Below are 20,467 nucleotides of genomic sequence, written 5' to 3'. Positions count from 1 at the left end.
GCAGTATGCAGGGGTGGGAGGTGTCGGCATGGGTGGTGGCGTGGACTGCGATGTGCTGGTGATCGGCGGCGGAATCGTCGGCCTGTCGACGGCGCATGCCTTGTCGCGCCTGGCTCCGGGGACGAGGGTGGTCGTCCTGGAGAAGGAGCCGGGCCCGGCCCGGCACCAGACGGGACGCAACAGCGGTGTGATCCACAGCGGGATCTACTACCGTCCGGGCTCGCTGAAGGCGCGCTTCGCGGTGAGCGGCGCCGCCGAGATGGTGAAGTTCTGCGCGGAGCACGGGATCCCGCACGAGGTGACGGGCAAGCTGATCGTCGCCACCGAGCGCGAGGAACTGCCCCGGCTGCACGCCCTGGTCCAGCGCGGCCGGGAGAACGGCATTCCGGTGCGCGAGCTGGGCCCGGCCCAGATCACCGAGTACGAGCCGCAGGTGCAGGGACTGGCCGCGATCCACGTCGGCAGCACCGGCATCGTGGACTACGGCCGGGTGAGCGCCCAGCTGGCGGAGTCCTCCGGCGCGGAGATCGTCTACGGCGCCGAAGTGGACCTCGTTTCGCGCCGCGCGTCGGCGGTCGCCGTGCGCACCAGGTCCGGGTTGGTCTTCCGGGCCCGGATGCTGGTGAACTGCGCGGGCCTGCACTGCGACCGGATCGCCCGCCTGGCCGGCGACGACCCGGGCATGCGGATCATCCCCTTCCGGGGCGAGTACTACGACCTGGCCCGCCCCGGCCTGGTCCGGGGCCTGGTCTACCCGGTGCCCGACCCGGCGTTCCCCTTCCTCGGGGTGCACCTCACCCGCGGCATCGGCGGAGGCGTCCATGTCGGCCCCAACGCGGTCCCCGCGCTGGCCCGGGAGGGCTACGACTGGTCGACGGTGCGCCCGCGGGACGTCGCCGACGAGCTGGCCTGGCCGGGCGCCTGGCGGATGGCCTCCCGGCACTGGCGGTACGGGACGGGCGAGATCCACCGCTCACTGTCGAAGCAGGCCTTCACCCGGGCGGTACGGCGCCTCCTGCCGGCCGTCACCGCGGCGGATCTGCACCCGGCCGCGGCCGGCGTCCGTGCACAGGCCGTCCTGCGGGACGGCACCCTGGTGGACGACTTCCTGATCCGCGACGCCCCGCGCACGATCCACGTTCTCAACGCCCCCTCACCCGCCGCAACGGCCTCCCTCCCGATCGGCCGCGAAATCGCCACCCGAGCCCTCCGCACCCTCTCAGCGGCCTGATCGGAGCGCACCCCGCCGCCGGGGAGCACCCCGCCACCGGAGCCGACCCACCCGCCGCTCGCGCGGCGCCGGCACGACCCCCCGTCGTAGAATCAGCGCATTGTGTCTGAGTCCCTGAACCCCACGCCGCCCGCCGTCCCGGACGCCCCCGTCGCCGACTACTCCGCCGACGCCGCGCCGGAGGCGAACTCGTACGTGCCCCCGAAGTGGCGCACCGAGCCCCGCTTCCCCGACGGCCCCGCGCCGGACCCGGCCGGCTCGCACCACGAGCGGCGCATCCGGAGCTTCCAGCCCCGCCGCAGCCGGGTCACCACCGGACAGGGCGAGGCGCTCAAGCGGCTCTGGGGCACCTGGGGCCTGGACATCGACGGCCACTCGGTCATCGACCTCACGACGCTCTTCGGCGACCTTCCGGTCGTCCTGGAGATCGGCTTCGGCATGGGTGAGGCCACGGCGCAGATGGCCGCGGCCGACCCCGCCACCGGCATCCTCGCCGCCGACGTGCACACCCCCGGCCAGGGCAACCTCCTCGCCCTCGCCGAGCGGGGCGGCCTCGACAACGTCCGCGTCGCCAACGGGGACGCGATCATCCTGCTCCGCGAGATGCTGGCGCCCGACGCGCTCGCCGGGATCCGCGTGTACTTCCCGGACCCGTGGCCCAAGGCCCGCCACCACAAGCGGCGGCTGATCCAGCCCGAGTTCCTCACGCTGGCCGCCACCCGCCTGGCACCCGGGGGCGTCCTGCACTGCGCGACCGACTGGGAGCCCTACGCCGAGCAGATGCTCGAAGTCCTCACGGCCCACCCCGACTTCGAGAACACCCAGCCCGACGGCGGCTACGCGCCGCGGCCCGACTTCCGACCGCTCACCCGCTTCGAGGGGCAGGGCCTCGACAAGGGGCACGTCGTACACGACTTGCTCTTCCGTCGCACGGAGAACTGACAACGTCACCGCACGTGTCCGAGCGGATCGCTAGGGTCATGATGTGTTCCGAGCGCTCCGCCCCGTTCTCGCGCGTCGTCCGTCCGGCACGTTCCGCACGTGCGTGCTCCTCGTCCTGCTCGCCGCCACCGGCATCGCCATCCTCGAACTCGTGCGGGAGCAGACCGGCACGCCGGGCTTCTTCGTCGGCCTCGGTCTGGCCCTGCTGCCGGTGCCGGCGCTCATGGCGGCCTTCCGGTGGCTGGGCCGGGCCGCGCCGGCGCCCTGGTCCCAGCTGCTGTTCTGCTTCGGCTGGGGCGCCTGCACCGCCGCCCTGATCGCCATACTGGCGAACAACTTCGCCACCCGGTGGATAGCCGCCGCGACCGCCGACCCCTCGGGAGCGGACCGGCTCGGCTCGGTCGCCATCGCCCCGGTGGTGGAGGAGAGCGCCAAGGCGGCTGCCGTGGTGCTGGTGTTCGTGTTCTGCAGACGCCATTTCACCGGCCCTGCCGATGGTTTCGTGGTGGCCGGCTTCGCCGCCATCGGCTTCGCCTTCACCGAGAACATCCTCTACCTCGGCAACGCCTACGTGCAGGACCTCGCCGACGGGACGAGCGTCCTGGACTCGGTGACCGCGGCGACCTTCTTCGTACGGATCCTGCTGTCGCCGTTCGCACACCCGCTGTTCACGGTGCTCACCGGGCTGGGTTTCGGCGTGGCCGCGGTCAGCGCGCAGCGTTGGCGCAGGATCTGCCTGCCGCTGATCGGGCTGGCGCTCGCCATGGGGACGCACGCCCTGTGGAACGGCTCCTCGCAGTTCGGCGACCACGGCTTCTACGTCGTCTACGGCTGTGTGATGGTCCCGCTGTTCGGGCTACTGGTGTGGCTGGCCGTGCGGATGCGGCGCAGCCGGCTGCGGGCCGTGGCCGGGGAGCTCGCGCTGTACGCGGCCGCGGGCTGGCTGGCTCCCGCCGAAGTACCCGCCCTGGCCTCGGTGCCGGCCCGGTCGCTCGCCCGCGAGCTGGCACGGCGCGGCGGGGGCCGGGCTGCCGGACGTGCGGTGGCCCGGTACGAGGCGGACGCTCTCGCCCTGGCGCTGCTGCGGCACCGGGCGCGCCGCGGGGGGCCGCTGCGCGAGGCGGACTTCGCGGGCCGGGAAGGAGAGCTGCTTCGGCGGCTGTGGCGGAGCCGCGCGACCGCGGGACCCGCGCTGGCACGGGCGGCGGCGATGGAGGAGCTGCTTCCGCCGCGCTCCGGCCCGTGCGGGCCGCAGCAGTTGCCCGGGCCGCGGCGCGCGGAGCCGTCCGTCAGACGTTCAGGCCCTTGGACTCCAGCCAGGCCAGCGGGTCCGTCGTCGATCCGCCCTTGCGTACTTCCAGGTGGAGATGGGGTCCGGTGACGTTTCCGGTGGCCCCGACCCGGCCGATGGTGTCTCCGGCGCCGACCGGGCCCGAGGTCACCGACATCGAGGAGAGATGGCAGTACCAGACCTCCGTACCGTCTTCGAGCTCCAGCACGATCCGGTATCCGTACGCCCCGGACCAGCCGGCCGAGGTGATCTTCCCGGCACCGACCGCCTTGACGGGCGTACCGGTGGGAGCCGCGAAGTCGAGGCCGGTGTGGTGGCCGGAGGACCACATGGAGCCGGAGACTCCGTAGTGCGAGGTGAGGGTGTAGGCGGAGGTGGGCAGGGACCAGCTCCCGGCCGAGGCCTCGCGGCGCTCCTGCGCGGCCTTCGCCTCGGCGGCCTTCCTCGCGGACTCGGCCTCCTCCGCGGCCTTCGCCTCGGCCTCGGCCCTGGCCTCCTCGGCCGCCTGACGGGCCGCCTCCAGCTTGTCCTTGGCCTCCTGGGCCGCCGCTTCCCGGGCGACGCGCTCGGCTTCCGCGCGCGCCTCGGCCTCGGCGGCCTCGTACTGCGACTCGGCCTGCTGGAGGATGCGGTTGCGCAGTACCTCGCCGGCGTCCGCGCCGCGGTCGGCCTGCTGGGTGGTGACCCCCGCCGTCCCACCGCGTGCGGTGTCCTCGCCGGAATCTCCGCCGCTCTGGCGCTCGTCGTCGCCGGTCAGCAGGTCGGGGAGGGAGGGCACGGATATGGCGACCTGAGGCCGGTCCTGAGCGGTGGCGATGCCGCTGGCACCGACGGCCGCGATGACACCGACACCGAGCACGGTGGAGCTGCGGGCGAGTCCCCCGCGCTGCTTGGCGACGCGGTGCTTGCCCTTCACCGGACGGACCGAGTCCTCGGTGGGGTTCCACTCGCCCCAGGCACCCGCGGTGGGCGGATCCTGGATCTCGATGCCTTCAGGAGCGGGCGAGTTGGAGGCCACCGGGGCACACTCCTCATGGACACGCACGCGCACGGTGCCGTCTCTTGCGACGGCCGGGACGACCGCGCTGCGTTATCGAAAGGTAATAGAAGTGGGGGAGTGATTCCAAGCCGTTGCGCTTGATCGTTCCTGGCAATCGACCACGCCCTGGCTTGCTTTGGCCACCTCTTTTCACTCAAAAAGCGGCTAAGTCGGGCAAAAATCAGCCGAGTACGCCATCTCGTCGGCCACCAAAGCGCCATGATGGGCCGTCAATCAGCTCGCACAGAGCGGCGATTCCATTACCCGCTGTCACATTGGATCTTTGCTCCGCCCGCCCGCCACGACCCCGGCAGCGGGGCATGGCGGCGGCCCTACGGCGGCCGTCAGGACGGTGGGACACGCGGAGGGGCCGAGCCTTCGGCGGCCGGGAACGCGCCGAAGGCCCGACCCCCAAGGGGGCCGGGCCTTCGGCTATGAGTAGCGGGGACAGGATTTGAACCTGCGACCTCTGGGTTATGAGCCCAGCGAGCTACCGAGCTGCTCCACCCCGCGTCGGTGAACACAACTCTACGCCATCCCTGAGCACCTCTTCGCCAATTCTTCGCCGGACCGCCTCGAAGCCGACATCGCCGCAGCTCAAAGACCTAAAACCGACCTGAAGCCGGCACCCGAGAACCAAGATCATCTCTGTTGCACGGCGGTGACACTGCGGGGATGATTCCGCGATCGGATCCGGGTGAAGATTCATCTGTCGCCGCGGCCAGGGGGATCACGAACCGGCCGGACGACACAGACCACACCAACCGCCTCGGCGCTCCGCCGATGCTCTCGCGATTCCTGGGGGGAGTCCACCATGTCCGTTCGCACCACAGCAGCCATCGCAGTCGTCGCCGGCGTCGTCACCACTCTGCTGCCGCTCTCGGCCACTGCCGCGTCCGCCGCACCCGCCACCGACGGCCATGCCGTGCTGCGCACGGAGATGGGCGCTCCCGTCCCCAGCGGCCCGCTGACCCGCGGCGGCGCCGCCGAGACCTTCGACCTCACGGTGAAGAACCCGACCGGCAAGGCCGTCGAGTACAAGCCGTGGCTGCTGCTGGACCCGAAGGGGCCGAGCAGGCTCGCCGAGAACGACATCGTCTTCAAGGTCGAGGCGGTGGACGCCCCGGCGACCACGTCCCACGTCGGCCAGCAGGACGGCGAGTGGCAGGGTGAGTTCTCCCCGTCCGCCGGCCGGCCCGGCGCGGGCTTCGACATCCCCGCGAACGGCGCGATGACCTGGAAGGTCACCATCGGCCTCGGCGCGGACTACCCCACCAACAACGGCGACTTCGGACTCACCGCCACCAGTTCCAACAACTCGGTCGCTCCCGGCGGCGCCGACTCCCACCTCTTCACGGTCGACCCCCGGATCAAGACGGGCGAGCTGAAGACGTGGTTCAAGCAGGTCAGTTCGGGCAAGGACGGCCAGGAGCAGCGCGCCTACCTGGACCTGAACTACCAGGCCACCGGTGACGGCACCTTCGGCACCGCCCTCGCCACCAGCCTGACCCTGTCGCACCCGGGCCAGCAGGACGCCGACTTCCGGCTCCAGGCCCTGATCGGCGGCCGCTGGCAGGACCTGAGCCCCAAGGACAGCCGCTACGAGCTCCCGCTCATCGCCAAGGGCTTCGGCGCCGCCTCCGGCGTCCACACCCAGCCGCTGCGCCTCAGCCTGGGCAAGCACACCAAGCTGACCGGGCGCACCACGATCACGATGGAGGCCGAGGTCCGCCAGGCCGAGGGCAACACCTGGCCGCTCGTGACCGTCCCGGTGCAGTTCCCGCTGACCCCGATCACGGAGCCGGCGCCGACCGAGCCGACCGCCAACCCGACCGCCAACCCGACCACCACCCCGTCCCCGACCCCCAACCCGTCCTCCACCACCGACGTCCGGCAGGCCGTCGCCACCACCACAGGCAACTCCAACCTGGCCGCCACGGGCTCCTCCACGGGCTCCCTGGCCGCCACCGGCGCCGGCTCGTCCACCGGCCTGTACGCCGGCCTCGCCGCGGCCCTGGTCGCGCTCGGCGCGGCCACCGTCTGGCTCGGCCGTCGCCGCCGCACCAACGTCTGATCGCACTTCCCCACACCCCGAAGCGCCCCGCCCGATCCCTCGGGCGGGGCGCTTCACGTTGGGCGCGCGTGCCGTCAGGCGGTGGCCCGTTCGCGCCTGCGGGTCAGGACACGGGTGGTGGAGCCGTCGTCCTCGCGTACGTCGCGGACGTGCTCGAAGCCGATGCGGGTCAGCAGGGCCAGGGAGGCGGTGTTGGGCGCGGCCACCGTGGCATGCACCTCGGTCAGCCCGAGCCGGGCGAACGCGTACGCGACGACCGCCTCCGCGATCTCGGTGCCGAGACCGGATCCCCATGCCTCGGGGGCCAGGGCGTAGATGATCTCGTGGCCGTCGACCTCGTCGGTCCGCTTGATCTCGGCGTGCCCGACCAACCGCCCGTCCCTGCGCACGGCCCAGACGTCGAAGAGGCCCTCGGCATAGACCTTCGTGAAGACCCGCCCGAACAGGGCACGGTCCTCGGATTCGGCGGCGGGGCCGTCCCCCATCCACCGGGAGACCCGGGTGTCCTGGAAGAGGGCCACGAAGGCCTCCTCGTCCTCGGGGGTGTACGGGTCGAGCAGCAGGCGTTCGGTACGGAGAACCGGAGTCACGGTGGCGACGCTACCGCCGCCACCCAGGACGTTCACCCCGTTAACCGGCCTGCGCGTCATGCCACACGGAGAACGTCACCACCTTGGGCCACCAGGTGTTGGTCTCCCGCTCCACCCGACGGTCATCCGGCTCCAGCACCAGGGGCTTGTCCGCCACCTCAGCGATCCGTTGCACCAGCACCACCGCAGCATCCCCGCACCGCCCGCGACCCCGGGAACCGCCGTACGCAACGTCGTACGAGGCGTCCGAGCTCACAGCGGGCTCCCTTCCCCTATGGCCTGACCTGCGCGTCCGTCCGTTCTAGCCGCACGGTACGGCTTCCAGGTGATAGGTCGTGTCCACCCAGAAATCGCCCGACTGAGCCTTGATGGACAACACGTACTCCCCCGGTGCGAGGGGGTCGATCGCGCTCCAAAGACCCCAGGCAACCCAGGGCAGGCCAGAGGCGAAGAATCGCTTCGAGGCCGCCTCGTGGAGGGGCAGCGGGATGCCGTTCAGGTCTGCCTCGGCGCGCGATGCCGGCATGCGCCAGGGATCGGCAGAGAAGCCGAGGGCCAGGCGCCGCGTGTTGAAGACGGGAAGGAACAGCGGCCGGTCGACCGGGACCGTGCAGCGACGCACCACCCTCCCGCCGTAGGTGCCTGCGAGGAACCAGACGTCGGCCGGTTGGCGCCAATGCGCGTGCTCACCCGTGGTGTCCTCCACAGGGCTGCGTCCGGACGGGGCCGACATCGCCCACTTCCACCACCGCGCCGCAAGCATCTCCGAATCGTGTTCAGACACAGCCACTCCCGCACCCACGCACCTGCTGACCAGGCAATTCAGCGCAGCCTATCGTGCGGGTGTGCGAGTCCGTGCCGCTACGGCCATGGCGCTGCGCGGCCCGCTGACCGTGTACTGCAGTCCGTGGGCACAGGGAGCGGCGACCGCCTGGCTGCGCCTGATGTCGATCGACCGCACGATCATTCGGGCCGGCGGCACGGCCGCGATGCTCGTGCTGCCTCGGCCGGTGGACGCTTCACCACGAGCGGCATGCGTCTCCGGCAGCTGCGGCGATTGGCTGCGGCTCTGCCGGCCCTCTCGACGGCCGGCCGACGAACCGTGGTCCTCAAGGCTGAAGGGCGGGGCGGCCGGATTCGAACCGGCGTCCTCCTCCATGCTGTGTAGGCGCACTACCTCTGTGCTACGACCCCGCTTGCGGCGATCATAGGCATCCCGCCCCACCGCGGGGCCAACGATTTTCCCAGGGCCACGCGCCTCACTCCCCATCCGCTCGTCGCCGGCGCGCACATGCTCGATGCACCGCTCGGCGGTCGCGGCATCGGGGCAGCAGTACGGGCGGCCGCTGAACGCCACGACGCCGTTGCTGCCGCGCCGGGCGGGGTCGACGTCGTCGCCCTCGACTCCGAGACGGTGAAGGTGCGTGTGAGGCACCGCAAGCGGCAGATGCGGGAGCGCCTCGCGTGGGGTGAGGCGTACGTCGACACCGGCTGCGTGTGCACGCAGGAAAACGGCAGGTGGCTCCACCCACCAGGCAGGGGTCACCGCGCAGTTGCGGCGGCCGGCTGCCGAGGACGCCGTAGGGCTGGTCCCGCGGCGGGCCGTTCGTACCGCCGGGCTCACCTCGGGCTCACATCAGGCCGGCGGACGCCCCGGGTACGGCGAAGCGCCCCACCCGAAGTGATCGGGTGGGGCGCCAAGGCGCAGGTCAGAGGAAGGTTCCTCCGCCTCGCGAGCAGTAGGCCATGTCGGACTCGAACCGACAACCAACGGATTAAAAGTCCGCTGCTCTGCCAATTGAGCTAATGGCCCTCCGGGTGCTCACCCCAGAGCATAGCCGGACAGCGCCGGTCAGCCGATCGGGTATCGACCGACCGGCCTGTCGGCGTCAGTTCACGGCGCGCCGACGGAAGGCGCCCGGGCGGCCGCGATGGCTCCTGGCCGCGCCCCACCACGCGACGGGGCCCCCGCCGACCGGAGTCGTGGGGGCCCTGTCAGGAGGTCAGCTCAGCGGCCGAGGTCAGCCGTTGCGCTTCCAGCGCGGCTTGTCGTCGCGGCGGCCGAAGCCGCCGGAGGGGCGGTCATCGCGGCGGAAACCGCCACGGTCGCCACCGCGGTCACCACGGTCATCACGGTTGAAGCCACCAGAGGGACGGTCGTCACGACGGAAACCACCCGACGGACGGTCATCACGACGGAAACCACCACGGTCACCACCGCGGTCACCACGGTCATCACGGCGTTCGTCACGACGGAAACCACCCGACGGACGGTCATCACGGCGGAAACCGCCACGGTCGCCACCGCGGTCACCACGGTCATCACGGTTGAAGCCACCAGAGGGACGGTCGTCACGACGGAAACCACCCGACGGACGGTCATCACGACGGAAACCACCACGGTCACCACGGTCATCACGGCGGTCGTCACGACGGAAACCACCCGACGGACGGTCATCACGGCGGAAACCGCCACGGTCGCCACCGCGGTCACCACGGTCATCACGGTTGAAGCCACCAGAGGGACGGTCGTCACGACGGAAACCACCCGACGGACGGTCATCACGACGGAAACCACCACGGTCACCACGGTCGTCACGGCGGTCGTCGCGGCGGTAGCCGCCACGGTCGCCACCGCGGTTGTCACGGCGCTCGAAGTTGCCGCGGTCGTCACGCTGGGCGCGGTTCTCCTCGCGGCGCTCCTGCGCGGCGATCTCGGCCGCGGCGGCCGCGGCGGCAGCCGCGACCTCGGCCTCGGCGGCCTCGGCCACCTCGGCAACGGCGGCCTCCGGGTCCTCGCCCCGCTCACGCGCGGAACGGGCGACCAGACGGTCGGCCTCCTCGCGGAGCTCGGCGGCCCGGCGGGTCAGGCGCTCAAGCTGCTTGGTGAGCTCGGCGACCTCGCGCTCGGCCTGCTTGGCGGCGTTGTTCGCGGAGTCCGCCTGGACCTCGGTCAGCGATCGCGCACCGGTGATCTCGGCGACCTCCGGCTCGAAGGCGCCGGCGCCCTGGACGATGTGGCGCGAGGCGTCGACGCCCGCGTCCTCCATCAGGCGGAAGATCTGGCGGCGCTGGTGCGGCAGCGCGAGGGAGACGACGACGCCGGACTTGCCGGCACGGGCGGTACGGCCGGAACGGTGCAGGTAGTCCTTGTGGTCACCGGCCGGGTCCACGTTCAGGACCAGGTCGATGCCGTCGACGTGGATGCCTCGGGCGGCGACGTCGGTGGCGACGAGCGCGTTGACGTAGCCGTCCTTGAAGTCCGCGAGAACACGGGTACGGGCGCCCTGCGTCATGCCGCCGTGCAGTGCGTCGGCCTTGACGCCGGCCTCGACGAGCTGCTCGGCGATGCGGTCGGCGCCCAGCTGGGTGCGGACGAAGATGATGGTGCGGCCCTTGCGGGCGGCGATCGCGGCCGTGACCGGCGCCTTGTCCTTCGGCTTCACGACGAGCACGTGGTGCGTCATGGTCGTGACGTTGCCCTGGGCGCTGTCGACCTCGTGCGTGACCGGGCTGGACAGGTAGCGCTTGACCAGGGTGCCGATCTCGTTCTCCATGGTGGCGGAGAAGAGCATGCGCTGGCCGCCCTCGGGGATCTGGTCGAGCAGCTCGGTGACCTCGGGCAGGAAGCCCAGGTCGGCCATCTGGTCGGCCTCGTCGAGGACCGCGACCTGGACGTTCTCCAGGGAGCAGGCGCCGCGGTTGATGATGTCGCGCAGTCGGCCCGGGGTGGCGACGAGGATGTCGACACCGCGCTCCAGGGCGTAGATCTGGTTGCTCATGGAGGTACCGCCGCAGACGACCTTCATCTTCAGGCCGAGGACGTCGCCGTAGGGCTGGAGGGCGTCCGCGACCTGCATCGCGAGCTCACGGGTCGGCGTCAGGATGATCGCGCGGGGCTTCTTCTTCTCGGTGTGGCCGCCGGCCAGGGTGGCCAGGGTCGGCAGACCGAAGGAGAGGGTCTTGCCGGAACCGGTGCGACCGCGGCCGAGGATGTCCTTGCCGGACAGGGCGTCCGGGATGGTCGCGGCCTGGATCGGGAAGGGCGTGGTGACACCGTTCTGGGCGAGCTTGCGCACGATGCCCTCGGGCAGACCCAGGTCGCCGAAGGTGACCGTGGGCTCGGCGTCAGCGTCTGCATCGGCGGCGAAGTCGTCGGTGGAGTCCTCGAAGGACCCGCCGCTCACGTCGGCCTCGAGAGCCTCGATGATTCCCTCGGCCTCAGCGGCCTCGATCGCCTCGGTGACCACGAGGGCCTCGGCGTCGATGAGCTCGTTGGAGTCGTTCTCGGGCATGACGGAACGGTCAGAACTGGAAATGGACATGCGAAATGCGAAACCTTCCGGAGTCTCGGCACGCGCCCAAACTCCGTGAATCGCAAATCGACCGCCTCAATGCGGTCAGCCACGGCTAGGGAGAGTACGCGCCACGCGGCGCTCTTCGGATTCGGCGCCGGGCAATGGGATCAAACGATCTATAACCATACGCACCCTCCCCCGGGTCTGGCAAGTCGCTCCGGCAGAATCGTCCCCGACCTGCACAGACGCCCCATCGGAAGGGCTCGGTCGCGCCTCCGGACATCCAGACGGGTTCGGCCTCCGCCCTAGGCCTGGGGCCCGGGCTGGGTGCTGGGCTCCGGCTGCGGGGTCGACGGCAGCGGAGTGGGTTCCGTCACAGGCGGCGTCGGAAGCGGCGGCTCCGGCGTCGGGCTCGCCGACTGGTGACCTCCGCCCGGACCGCCCGACCTGCTCGGACCACCGGAACCCGAACCGCTGGAACCGCCCGTCGACGGCTGCTGGGGGCTCTGCCCGCCCGCGCCGGCGCCCGGTCCCGCCGACGGAGCGGGCGCTCCCGGCGTCGCACTCGGCGCGTCCGGGCTGGGGGAGGCGCCGGTCGCACCGGAGGCCTTGCCGTCCTCCTGCTGCCCGCCGGCCTGGCCCTCCAGGCCGTCCTTCGCACCGTGCCCGTTGCCGCGGATCCCGGAGCCCCGGCCGGAGGCAGCCCCGACATCCGCCTCCGACCCGGTACGCCGGTCCGCCGCGGCGGAGGGCCCCGGAGTGGCCACGTCCTCGCCGACGCTCATGCAGCCGGCCGTCGCCGCGACCGCGAGAGCGGTGACGGCCAGCCTGAGGGAAGCGGACAACTGGCGCACGGGGGGACCTCCGGAGCCTGGGGAGCCTGGGGACATGAGGCCCGCAGCAGCGGGTCGACGTGCCCAACTCCCTTTCCCCCATGAGGGACACGCCCTCAGGCGAACAGTTGTCGCGCCACCTGCGAGCCGAGGTGCACCGCGCCCAACCCGACCAGCACCGACATCGCGACGTTCGCCGCGGCCAGGAAGCCCCACCCGCGTTCGGCCAGCCGCAGCGTCTCGTACGAGAAGGTCGAGTACGTGCTCAGCGCCCCGCACAGCCCGGGCCCCAGCAGCAGCACCACCCCCGAGGAGGCCGCGCCGGCCAGCGCCGCACCGGCCAGCACCCCCAGCATCAGGCAGGCGGCCGCGTTGACGACGAAGGTCCCCCACGGGAAGACGGAATCGTGTCGCTGCTGCACCGCACGGTCCGTCAGATAACGCAGCGGCGCCCCGACGACCGCGCCCGCCACCACGAAGAGCCAGTTCACCGGACCACCCGGTCCGGCCCGGGACCCGCCTCCCGGCCCGCGCCCCGGCCCCGGACGGCGAGCCGGGTCGCCGAGGCCCCGGCCCAGACCGCGCCCAGCGCGGCGACCACCGTGAGCCCGGCATAGGCCAGCGCGGAGCGCGCCGCCCCCTCGTCCAGCAGACGCGAGAAGTCCATCGCGTAGGTCGAGAAGGTGGTGAAGCCGCCGAGCACGCCGACCCCGGCGAAGGGCCGCAGCAGCGGATGCGGCGCCGACCGCCCGCCTTCGCTGATCAGCACCATGAGTACGCCGATCAGCCCGCACCCGGAGGCGTTGATCCACAGGGTCGCCCACGGGAACGCTCCGGGCACGGCGGGCCAGAGCAGCGAGATGCCGTACCGGGCCGAGGCCCCGACCGCGGCGCCGGCGGCCACCGCCGCGAGCACCCGGCCCTGCGGCTCGGCCCGCTGCGCGGGCACGTGCAGGTCGACGTCCGGGTCGATCGCCTCGGCGCCGCGGGCGGGGACGGGGGCGGGCCGGAGTCCTCTTCGGCTCACCCGTACCCCAGCGCGTGCAGTCGTTCGTCGTCGATCCCGAAGTGGTGGGCGATCTCGTGCACCACGGTGACCTCCGTCTCCGCGACCACGCTCTCCCGGTCCTCGCACATCCGCAACGTGGGGTTGCGGTAGATCGTGATCCGGTCCGGGAGCACCCCGGCGTACCACTCGCCGCGATCCGTCAGCGGCGTCCCCTCGTAGAGCCCCAGCAGCTCCGGATCGCCGGCCGGCGGCTCGTCCTCGACGAAGACCGCCACGTTGTCCATCAGCCGCGTCAGCTCCGGCGGGATCCGGTCCAGGGCCTCTGCGACGAGCTCCTCGAACTCCTCGCGCGTCATCTCCAGCACCGGGCCATTGTCCCTCCGGGGGAAACCGTTTTGGCGATAGCTCCCCGGATCCCATATGCTTCTCACGTCCCCGACGCGCTGGAAAGCGCCCAGGCGGGCCATAAGCCCTCATCGTCTAGTGGCCCAGGACGCCGCCCTTTCAAGGCGGTAGCACGGGTTCGAATCCCGTTGGGGGTACGCATTACCGTGTGCAAGACTTTGTCTCGCACACCGCAAGGTCCTGTGGAGCAGTTGGTTAGCTCGCCACCCTGTCAAGGTGGAGGTCGCGGGTTCAAGTCCCGTCAGGATCGCTGAGGCCGGAAACGGTCTCGTGGCTGGGTAGCTCAGTTGGTACGAGCGATCGCCTGAAAAGCGATAGGTCGCCGGTTCGACCCCGGCCCCAGCCACCACCAAGAAGGCCCCGTCCGTCGGACGGGGCCTTCTGTGGTCACTCCCGCGCCTCCTCCGCCCGCGCCCGGCGGCGCCACTGCACCACGCCGAAGACCGCCGCGCCGACGGCGACCGGCCCGAGCAGAGCCCAGTCCGGTACGGCGTCCGCCAGCGTCCGCACCCACTGCTCCACCGCGAACGAGTCGTCCACGTCCAGCAGCCCCGGGAGCGCGCTCGCCCCGTCGTAGGCGAGGAACAGCACGCCCAGGGTGATGAAGAACAGCCCGGACAGCAGCGAGGTGGTGTGCAGCTCCCGGCCGCCCGCGCGGAAGGTACGGCCCCGCAGCCAGCGCCGCCGGCCCAGGTCGAAGCGCTCCCACAGCAGGGCCATCACGAAGAGCGGCACGGCCATCCCCAGCGCGTAGACCGCCAGCAGCAGGCCGCCGTAGACCGGGCTGCCGCTGACCGCCGCGACCGTCAGGACACTGCCCAGGATCGGGCCGGCGCAGAAGCCCGCCAGCCCGTAGACCGCGCCGAGCGCGTACACGGACAGGGCGGTGGTCGGCCGGATCCGCCCGGACAGCTCGGAGATCCGCTTCGGGGCGAAGCCGAGACCCAGGATCTGCGCGGCCCCGAGCGCGATGATCAGCCAGCCGCCCGCCAGGACCAGCTCGTCGCGGTGGCCGTGGAAGAACCTCCCGGCGTACGAGCCGGCCGCCCCCAGCGGTACGAGGGTGCTCGCGAGGCCCGCGTAGAAGATGCCGGTGCGTGCCAGCAGGCGTGAGGCGGAGTCGATCGAGTACGCGAAGAAGGCGGGCAGGAGCAGCGCGCTGCACGGACTGAGCAGCGCGAGGAGGCCGCCCAGCAGGGCGGCCAGGTATCCGATGTCGGTCACTGCTTCGCCGCCGCCTCGGCCTGCGCGATGGCGGCGGCGAAGGCGCCGAGCGGCTGCGCTCCGGCGATCGGCTGACCGTTGACCAGGAAGGACGGGGTGGAGGTGACGCCGATGCGGTAGCCCTCCTCCTGGTCCTCCTTCAGGGCCGCTGCGGCCTGCTCACCGGCCATGTCGGCCGCGAAGCGGTCGAGGTCGGGGACCCCGGCCTCGCGGGCCAGCTCCAGCAGCCGCGGCTCGGCGAAGCCCTTCTCCTTGGAACCGTGGGCGTACGCGGCCGCGTGGAAGGCGGCGAACCGGTCCTGCTGCCCAGCGGCCCAGGCTGCCCTGGCCGCGGCCTCCGATTCCGCGCCGAAGATCGGGAAGTTGCGCCACTCGATGCGCAGCGTGCCGTTGTCGACGTACTTCTTCACCAGCTCGGGCTCGGTGTCCCGGGCGAACTTGCCGCAGTAGCCGCACTTGAAGTCGGAGTACTCGATGAGCACGACGGGCGCGTCCGCGCGGCCGACGGCGAGCTTGTCGCCGTCCTCCCGGCGGGCCAGGGCCCGGAGCTCGGCGGACGTGTCGGTGCGCGGCGCGGTGGCGGCGGGCGCGGAGCCTGCGGTGCCCGGGTCCCGGTCCCGGTCCCCGGGGGTGGTGGCCTGCCAGGAGACGAGGCCGAGGGTGACGGCGGCGAGGGCGACCCCCGCGGAGATCAGCAGGGGCTTCACGGCGGATGTGGAAGAGGGCATGCGGGTGCTCCAGTGATACGGGTGGTGAGACGGACCGGTGTGGGGGCCGATCCGCCTAGAGCCGCATCACGGAGAGCTCCAGCGGGCCGGGCGCCGGCCGGTCCGGACCGCGTACGAGGACCTGGGCGCGTGGCGAGGCGTGGGGCCGGTGCTCCGCCGGCACCGGCCGGGCGGGCGGGACCTGTGCGTGGTCGCCGCCGGCGCGCGCGGGGGCGACGGGGGTACCGCCGTGCCCGGGGAACGCGGGGGCGCAGGAGGGGCCGCCGCCGGGCAGGGCCTCTTCCGCGTGGGGCCGGTCCGGGAAGCCGGGCGCCGGTTCCGCACGCGGGTCGCCGGACACCGCCGGGGCCGCGGCGCGGCCGGTCTGCGCGGAATCCGCCGGGAGCGGTCCGGCGGCAGCGTGGGCCGCCCCGCCCAGCAGCACCGCCAGGACCGCGAGCACGGCGCAGCCGAACAGGCGGGGGCGGGACAAGGTGGGCTGCCTCTCACTCGTACGGCCGAGGGACTCGTCCCGAAATGGTACGGGTCCGCCCGACAAATGCGTTCGCCACCCGGAGGGCCCAGGTGAGATCCTCGATCAGGTATGTCTACTTCCTTCGCCGCCCTGCAGACGCTTCTCGGTGAGATCTCCCTCCGTGACGCGCACCGCCTCGGCCGCCGCCTCGAAGGCGCCCGCCGCATCCGCAAGCCCGAGGCCAAGCAGGCCGTGCTCGACGAGATCGCCGCGGAGGCCGCGAAGGCCGCCGAGCGACTGGCCGGCCGTGCCTCGCGGATGCCGGAGGTCACGTATCCCGAGAACCTGCCCGTCAGCCAGAAGAAGGACGAGATCGCCGAGGCGATACGCGACCACCAGGTCGTGATCGTCGCGGGCGAGACCGGTTCCGGCAAGACCACGCAGATCCCCAAGATCTGCATGGAGCTCGGCCGCGGCGTCCGGGGGATGATCGGGCACACCCAGCCCCGCCGGATCGCCGCCCGCACCGTCGCGGAACGCATCGCCGAGGAGCTGAAGTCCGAGATCGGGCAGACCGTCGGCTGGAAGGTCCGGTTCACCGACCAGGTGGACCAGGACGCGACCTTCGTGAAGCTGATGACGGACGGCATCCTGCTCGCCGAGATCCAGACCGACCGCGAGCTGCGCGCCTACGACACGATCATCATCGACGAGGCGCACGAGCGGTCCCTGAACATCGACTTCCTGCTGGGCTACCTGTCCCAGCTGCTGCCGAAGCGCCCCGACCTCAAGGTCGTGATCACCTCGGCGACCATCGACCCGGAGCGCTTCTCCCGGCACTTCGGGGACGCCCCGATCGTCGAGGTCAGCGGCCGGACGTTCCCGGTGGAGGTGCGCTACCGCCCGCTCCTGGAGGAGGACGGCGAGGAGAGCGACCGTGACCAGATCACCGCGATCTGCGACGCCGTCGACGAGCTCCAGGCCGAGGGGCCGGGCGACATCCTGGTCTTCCTCTCCGGCGAGCGCGAGATCCGTGACACGGCGGACGCCCTCATCAAGAAGAAGCTGCGCTTCACGGAAGTGCTCCCCCTCTACGCCCGCCTCTCGCACGCCGAGCAGCACCGTGTCTTCCAGCAGCACACGGGCCGCCGGATCGTCCTGGCCACGAACGTCGCCGAGACTTCGCTCACCGTCCCCGGCATCAAGTACGTGATCGACCCGGGCAACGCCCGGATCTCCCGCTACAGCCACCGCACCAAGGTGCAGCGCCTGCCGATCGAGCGGATCTCGCAGGCCAGCGCCAACCAGCGCAAGGGCCGCTGCGGCCGTACCAGCGACGGCATCTGCATCCGGCTGTACTCCGAGGACGACTTCAGCGCCCGGCCCGAGTTCACCGATGCCGAGATCCTGCGGACGAACCTGGCCTCCGTCATCCTCCAGATGACCGCCGCCGGCCTCGGAGAGATCGAGAAGTTCCCCTTCATCGACCCGCCGGACCACCGCAACATCCGCGACGGCGTGCAGCTCCTGCAGGAGCTCGGGGCCCTGGAGACGGGCGAGAAGTCCTCCCCGGAGGGGAAGAAGGGGCAGCGTCTGACGCAGCTGGGCCGCAAGCTGTCCCAGCTGCCCGTCGACCCTCGGCTGGCCCGCATGGTCATCGAGGCGGACAAGAACAACTGCGTCCGCGAGGTCATGGTCATCGCGGCGGCCCTGTCCATCCAGGACCCGCGCGAGCGGCCCTCGGACAAGCAGACCCAGGCCGACCAGAACCACGCCCGTTTCAAGGACGAGACCAGCGACTTCCTCTCGTTCCTGAACATGTGGCGCTACGTCCGGGAGCAGCAGAAGGAGCGCGGCTCCTCCTCCTTCCGCCGGATGTGCAAGCAGGAGTACCTGAACTTCCTGCGGATCCGCGAGTGGCAGGACATCTACTCGCAGCTGCGCACGGTCGCCAAGAGCATGGGCATCCACGTCAACGAGGCGGACGCCCCCGAGCAGGTCGTGCACGTCTCGCTGCTGGCCGGTCTGCTCTCCCACATCGGGCTCAAGGACACCGACAAGAACGAGTACCTCGGTGCCCGCAGCGCGAAGTTCGCGATCTTCCCGGGCTCGTCGCTGTTCAAGAAGCAGCCGAAGTTCGTGATGTCGGCCGAGCTGGTGGAGACCTCGCGGCTGTGGGCCCGGGTGAACGCCAAGGTCGAGCCCGAGTGGGTGGAGCCGCTGGCGCAGCACCTCGTCAAGCGCACCTACAGCGAGCCGCACTGGGAGAAGGACCAGGCGGCCGTGATGGCCTACGAGAAGGTGACGCTCTACGGCGTGCCGATCGTCGCCCAACGGAAGATCAACTACGGCCGGATCGACCCCGAGGTCTCGCGGGAGCTGTTCATCCGCAACGCGCTGGTGGAGGGCGACTGGCGGACCCACCACAAGTTCTACGCCGACAACCGCAAGCTCCTCACCGAGGTGGAGGAGCTGGAGAACCGGGCCCGGCGCCGCGACATCGTGGTGGACGACGAGACCCTCTTCGACTTCTACGACCAGCGGATCCCCGAGCACGTGGTGTCGGGGGCGCACTTCGACTCGTGGTGGAAGCACAAGAAGCGCGACGAGCCGGAACTGCTCGACTTCGAGCGGGAGATGCTGCTCACGGAGAAGGCGGCCGGGGTCACCAAGGCCGACTATCCGGACTCCTGGCAGCAGGGTCGGTTGAAGTTCCGGGTGACCTACCAGTTCGAGCCGGGCGCGGACGCGGACGGCGTGACCGTCCACATCCCGCTCCAGGTGCTGAACCAGGTCACCGGCGAGGGCTTCGACTGGCAGATCCCGGGCCTGCGCGAGGAGGTCGTCACCGAACTGATCCGCTCGCTGCCCAAGCCGATCCGCCGGCACTACGTGCCCGCACCGAACTACGCGGGCCGTTTCCTGGACACGGCCGTGCCGCTGCGGGAGCCGCTGCCGGTGACCCTCGCCCGCGAGCTCCAGCGGATGGTCGGGGTGCCGGTCACGGCCGAGGACTTCGACCTGACGCGGATCCCCGACCACCTGAAGATCACCTTCCGGATCGTCGACGAGCGGCGTCGCAAGATCGCCGAGGACAAGGACCTGGAGGCGCTGCGGCTCAAGCTGAAGCCGAAGGCCCGCCAGGCCCTCTCCAAGGCCGCCGCGGCCACCGCCGAACGGGCGGGCGGGGAGTCGGTGGAACGCACCGGCCTGACCGACTGGACCATCGGCACCCTGAGCAAGGTCTTCGAAACCCGGCGGGCGGGCCAACCGGTGAAGGCCTACCCGGCGCTGGTGGACGAGGGCACGAGCGTCTCCGTACGGCTCTTCGACACCGAGGCCGAGCAGCAGCAGGCGATGTGGCTGGGCACCCGCCGGCTCATCCTGCTGAACATCCCGGTGAACCCGGCGAAGTTCGCCTCGGACCACCTCGGCAACCAGCAGAAGCTGGCCCTCTCCAGGAACCCGCACGGCTCCGTCCAGGCGCTGTTCGACGACTGCGCCACGGCGGCGACCGACCGGCTCATCGCCGACCACGGCGGCCCGGCCTGGGACGAGGCGGGCTTCCGCAAGCTCTACGAGGCCGTCCGCGCGGACCTGGTGGACACGACCGTGCGGGCGGTGAACCAGGTGCAACAGGTCCTGGCCGCCTGGCAGGCCTGTGAGCGGCGCCTGAAGGCCACCTCCAGCCTCGCGCTGGTCGCGAACATCCAGGACGTCAGGACGCAGCTGGCGGCCCTGGTGCCGGCCGGCTTCGTGACGCTCACCGGGCTGCGCAGGCTGCCGGACCTGATGCGCTACCTGGTGGCGGCGGACCGGCGGCTCCAGCAGATGCCCACGGGCGTCCAGCGCGACACCACGCGCATGGAGAAGGTCCACGAGATGCAGGACGAGTACGCCTGGCTGTTGGAGCAGCTGCCGAAGGGACGGCCGGTCCCCGCCGCCGTGACGGACATCCGCTGGATGATCGAGGAGCTGCGTGTCAGCTACTTCGCGCACGCGCTCGGCACGGCGTACCCGATCTCCGACAAGCGGATCGTGAAGGCGGTGGACGCGGCCGCCCCCTGATCGGTTCGACCGCACCCCCTGAGCTGCTGTACAGTCTGATTCGCAGCCGCCGAGCGGCTGCAATTCCAGGTCCTGTGGAGCAGTTGGTTAGCTCGCCACCCTGTCAAGGTGGAGGTCGCGGGTTCAAGTCCCGTCAGGATCGCAGTGAAGTCAGGGCCCGCATCCCTTCGGGGATGCGGGCCCTGACGCGTTGACGGACGCCTCCATCCGGGCCGGGTTGGGGGGCGGCCGCTCGGCAGCCGCTCGGCAGCCGCGGGGCCTCCCGCAGCGATGCCCCCGGT

Annotated in this window: 17 protein-coding genes and 7 tRNA genes; 9 read left to right on the top strand and 15 right to left on the bottom strand. The window is 71.4% G+C overall.

What is annotated here, in order from left to right; all coding sequences use genetic code 11:
* Window positions 1–28: 28 nt before the first annotated feature.
* From lhgO to AW27_RS17860, 3 genes are all read left to right on the top strand, one after another.
* Window positions 29–1,231 carry an L-2-hydroxyglutarate oxidase gene (lhgO, locus tag AW27_RS17870; RefSeq protein WP_037920078.1) on the top strand — a complete coding sequence of 401 codons (1,203 nt, stop codon included), beginning with the start codon at window positions 29–31 and terminating at the stop codon, window positions 1,229–1,231.
* A 102-nt stretch (window positions 1,232–1,333) separates the two neighbouring features.
* A complete protein-coding gene (gene trmB, locus AW27_RS17865; protein WP_037920080.1) occupies window positions 1,334–2,173 on the top strand; it encodes a tRNA (guanosine(46)-N7)-methyltransferase TrmB in 840 nt (279 codons plus the stop codon).
* Window positions 2,174–2,216: 43 nt separating this feature from the next.
* Entirely contained in the window at window positions 2,217–3,554 is a 1,338-nt protein-coding gene (locus AW27_RS17860; RefSeq protein WP_037920081.1) for a PrsW family intramembrane metalloprotease, read from the top strand.
* Here AW27_RS17860 and AW27_RS17855 read toward each other — a convergent pair.
* Complete coding sequence (locus AW27_RS17855; protein WP_037920083.1) at window positions 3,463–4,482, bottom strand: M23 family metallopeptidase; 1,020 nt, start codon at window positions 4,480–4,482, stop codon at window positions 3,463–3,465. The two genes, AW27_RS17860 and AW27_RS17855, sit on opposite strands and share 92 nt — an antisense overlap.
* 460 nt (window positions 4,483–4,942) lie before the next feature.
* Window positions 4,943–5,016, bottom strand: a tRNA-Met gene (locus AW27_RS17850).
* A gap of 301 nt (window positions 5,017–5,317) precedes the next feature.
* Here AW27_RS17850 and AW27_RS17845 point away from each other — a divergent pair.
* The gene (locus AW27_RS17845) at window positions 5,318–6,577 is read left to right on the top strand and encodes a hypothetical protein (RefSeq protein WP_037920085.1); all 1,260 of its coding nucleotides are present in this window, start codon (window positions 5,318–5,320) and stop codon (window positions 6,575–6,577) included.
* Window positions 6,578–6,651: 74 nt separating this feature from the next.
* On the opposite strand, the gene AW27_RS17840 is transcribed toward AW27_RS17845, so the two are convergent.
* The 10 genes from AW27_RS17840 to AW27_RS17795 form a co-directional block, all read right to left on the bottom strand.
* Window positions 6,652–7,167: a GNAT family N-acetyltransferase gene (locus AW27_RS17840; protein ID WP_037921283.1), complete on the bottom strand. Its 516-nt coding sequence runs from the start codon at window positions 7,165–7,167 to the stop codon at window positions 6,652–6,654.
* A gap of 40 nt (window positions 7,168–7,207) precedes the next feature.
* Window positions 7,208–7,342, bottom strand: coding sequence for a hypothetical protein (locus AW27_RS17835; RefSeq protein WP_269084514.1), 135 nt, complete (start codon window positions 7,340–7,342; stop codon window positions 7,208–7,210).
* Between the two features lie 126 nt (window positions 7,343–7,468).
* Window positions 7,469–7,951 (bottom strand): hypothetical protein, encoded by a 483-nt coding sequence (locus AW27_RS17830; RefSeq protein ID WP_236647587.1) that lies wholly within the window; start codon window positions 7,949–7,951, stop codon window positions 7,469–7,471.
* A gap of 337 nt (window positions 7,952–8,288) precedes the next feature.
* Window positions 8,289–8,363 (bottom strand) — tRNA-Ala (locus tag AW27_RS17825).
* 544 nt (window positions 8,364–8,907) lie between these two features.
* Window positions 8,908–8,980: transfer RNA gene (locus tag AW27_RS17820), tRNA-Lys, on the bottom strand.
* A 208-nt stretch (window positions 8,981–9,188) separates the two neighbouring features.
* Window positions 9,189–11,492, bottom strand: coding sequence for a DEAD/DEAH box helicase (locus tag AW27_RS17815; protein ID WP_037920089.1), 2,304 nt, complete (start codon window positions 11,490–11,492; stop codon window positions 9,189–9,191).
* A gap of 278 nt (window positions 11,493–11,770) precedes the next feature.
* Window positions 11,771–12,319, bottom strand: a complete 549-nt coding sequence (locus AW27_RS17810) for a hypothetical protein (RefSeq protein WP_063890574.1) — start codon at window positions 12,317–12,319, stop codon at window positions 11,771–11,773.
* A 95-nt stretch (window positions 12,320–12,414) separates the two neighbouring features.
* Window positions 12,415–12,789 carry a fluoride efflux transporter FluC gene (locus AW27_RS17805; protein ID WP_037920090.1) on the bottom strand — a complete coding sequence of 125 codons (375 nt, stop codon included), beginning with the start codon at window positions 12,787–12,789 and terminating at the stop codon, window positions 12,415–12,417.
* Window positions 12,786–13,325 (bottom strand): FluC/FEX family fluoride channel, encoded by a 540-nt coding sequence (locus AW27_RS17800; RefSeq protein ID WP_052030338.1) that lies wholly within the window; start codon window positions 13,323–13,325, stop codon window positions 12,786–12,788. The genes AW27_RS17805 and AW27_RS17800 overlap by 4 nt, the downstream gene beginning before the upstream one ends.
* Entirely contained in the window at window positions 13,322–13,672 is a 351-nt protein-coding gene (locus AW27_RS17795) for a metallopeptidase family protein (protein WP_037920091.1), read from the bottom strand. Before AW27_RS17795 ends, AW27_RS17800 begins: the two co-directional genes overlap by 4 nt.
* Window positions 13,673–13,776: 104 nt before the next feature.
* Here AW27_RS17795 and AW27_RS17790 point away from each other — a divergent pair.
* From AW27_RS17790 to AW27_RS17780, 3 genes are all read left to right on the top strand, one after another.
* A tRNA-Glu gene (locus tag AW27_RS17790) sits at window positions 13,777–13,849 on the top strand.
* 39 nt (window positions 13,850–13,888) lie between these two features.
* A tRNA-Asp gene (locus AW27_RS17785) sits at window positions 13,889–13,962 on the top strand.
* Between the two features lie 22 nt (window positions 13,963–13,984).
* A tRNA-Phe gene (locus AW27_RS17780) sits at window positions 13,985–14,061 on the top strand.
* Between the two features lie 38 nt (window positions 14,062–14,099).
* Here the strand turns inward: AW27_RS17780 and AW27_RS17775 are convergent.
* Genes AW27_RS17775 through AW27_RS17765 form a run of 3 tightly spaced genes read right to left on the bottom strand, consistent with a single transcriptional unit; the run spans window position 14,100 to window position 16,136 of the window.
* Window positions 14,100–14,936: a cytochrome c biogenesis CcdA family protein gene (locus AW27_RS17775; protein WP_037920092.1), complete on the bottom strand. Its 837-nt coding sequence runs from the start codon at window positions 14,934–14,936 to the stop codon at window positions 14,100–14,102.
* Window positions 14,933–15,664 carry a DsbA family protein gene (locus AW27_RS17770; RefSeq protein WP_037920093.1) on the bottom strand — a complete coding sequence of 244 codons (732 nt, stop codon included), beginning with the start codon at window positions 15,662–15,664 and terminating at the stop codon, window positions 14,933–14,935. Before AW27_RS17770 ends, AW27_RS17775 begins: the two co-directional genes overlap by 4 nt.
* A gap of 55 nt (window positions 15,665–15,719) precedes the next feature.
* Window positions 15,720–16,136 (bottom strand): hypothetical protein, encoded by a 417-nt coding sequence (locus tag AW27_RS17765; protein ID WP_037920095.1) that lies wholly within the window; start codon window positions 16,134–16,136, stop codon window positions 15,720–15,722.
* Window positions 16,137–16,247: 111 nt separating this feature from the next.
* On the opposite strand from AW27_RS17765, the gene hrpA reads away from it, so the two are divergent.
* Together hrpA and AW27_RS17755 are read left to right on the top strand one after the other, a co-directional pair.
* Complete coding sequence (gene hrpA, locus AW27_RS17760) at window positions 16,248–20,186, top strand: ATP-dependent RNA helicase HrpA (RefSeq protein ID WP_037920096.1); 3,939 nt, start codon at window positions 16,248–16,250, stop codon at window positions 20,184–20,186.
* 68 nt (window positions 20,187–20,254) lie between these two features.
* Window positions 20,255–20,328 (top strand) — tRNA-Asp (locus AW27_RS17755).
* The last annotated feature ends 139 nt before the right edge of the window (window positions 20,329–20,467 follow it).

It is taken from the genome of Streptomyces sp. PCS3-D2, assembly GCF_000612545.2.
Taxonomy (GTDB): Bacteria; Actinomycetota; Actinomycetes; order Streptomycetales; family Streptomycetaceae; genus Streptomyces.
This window is presented reverse-complemented; position numbering and strand designations above follow the sequence as displayed.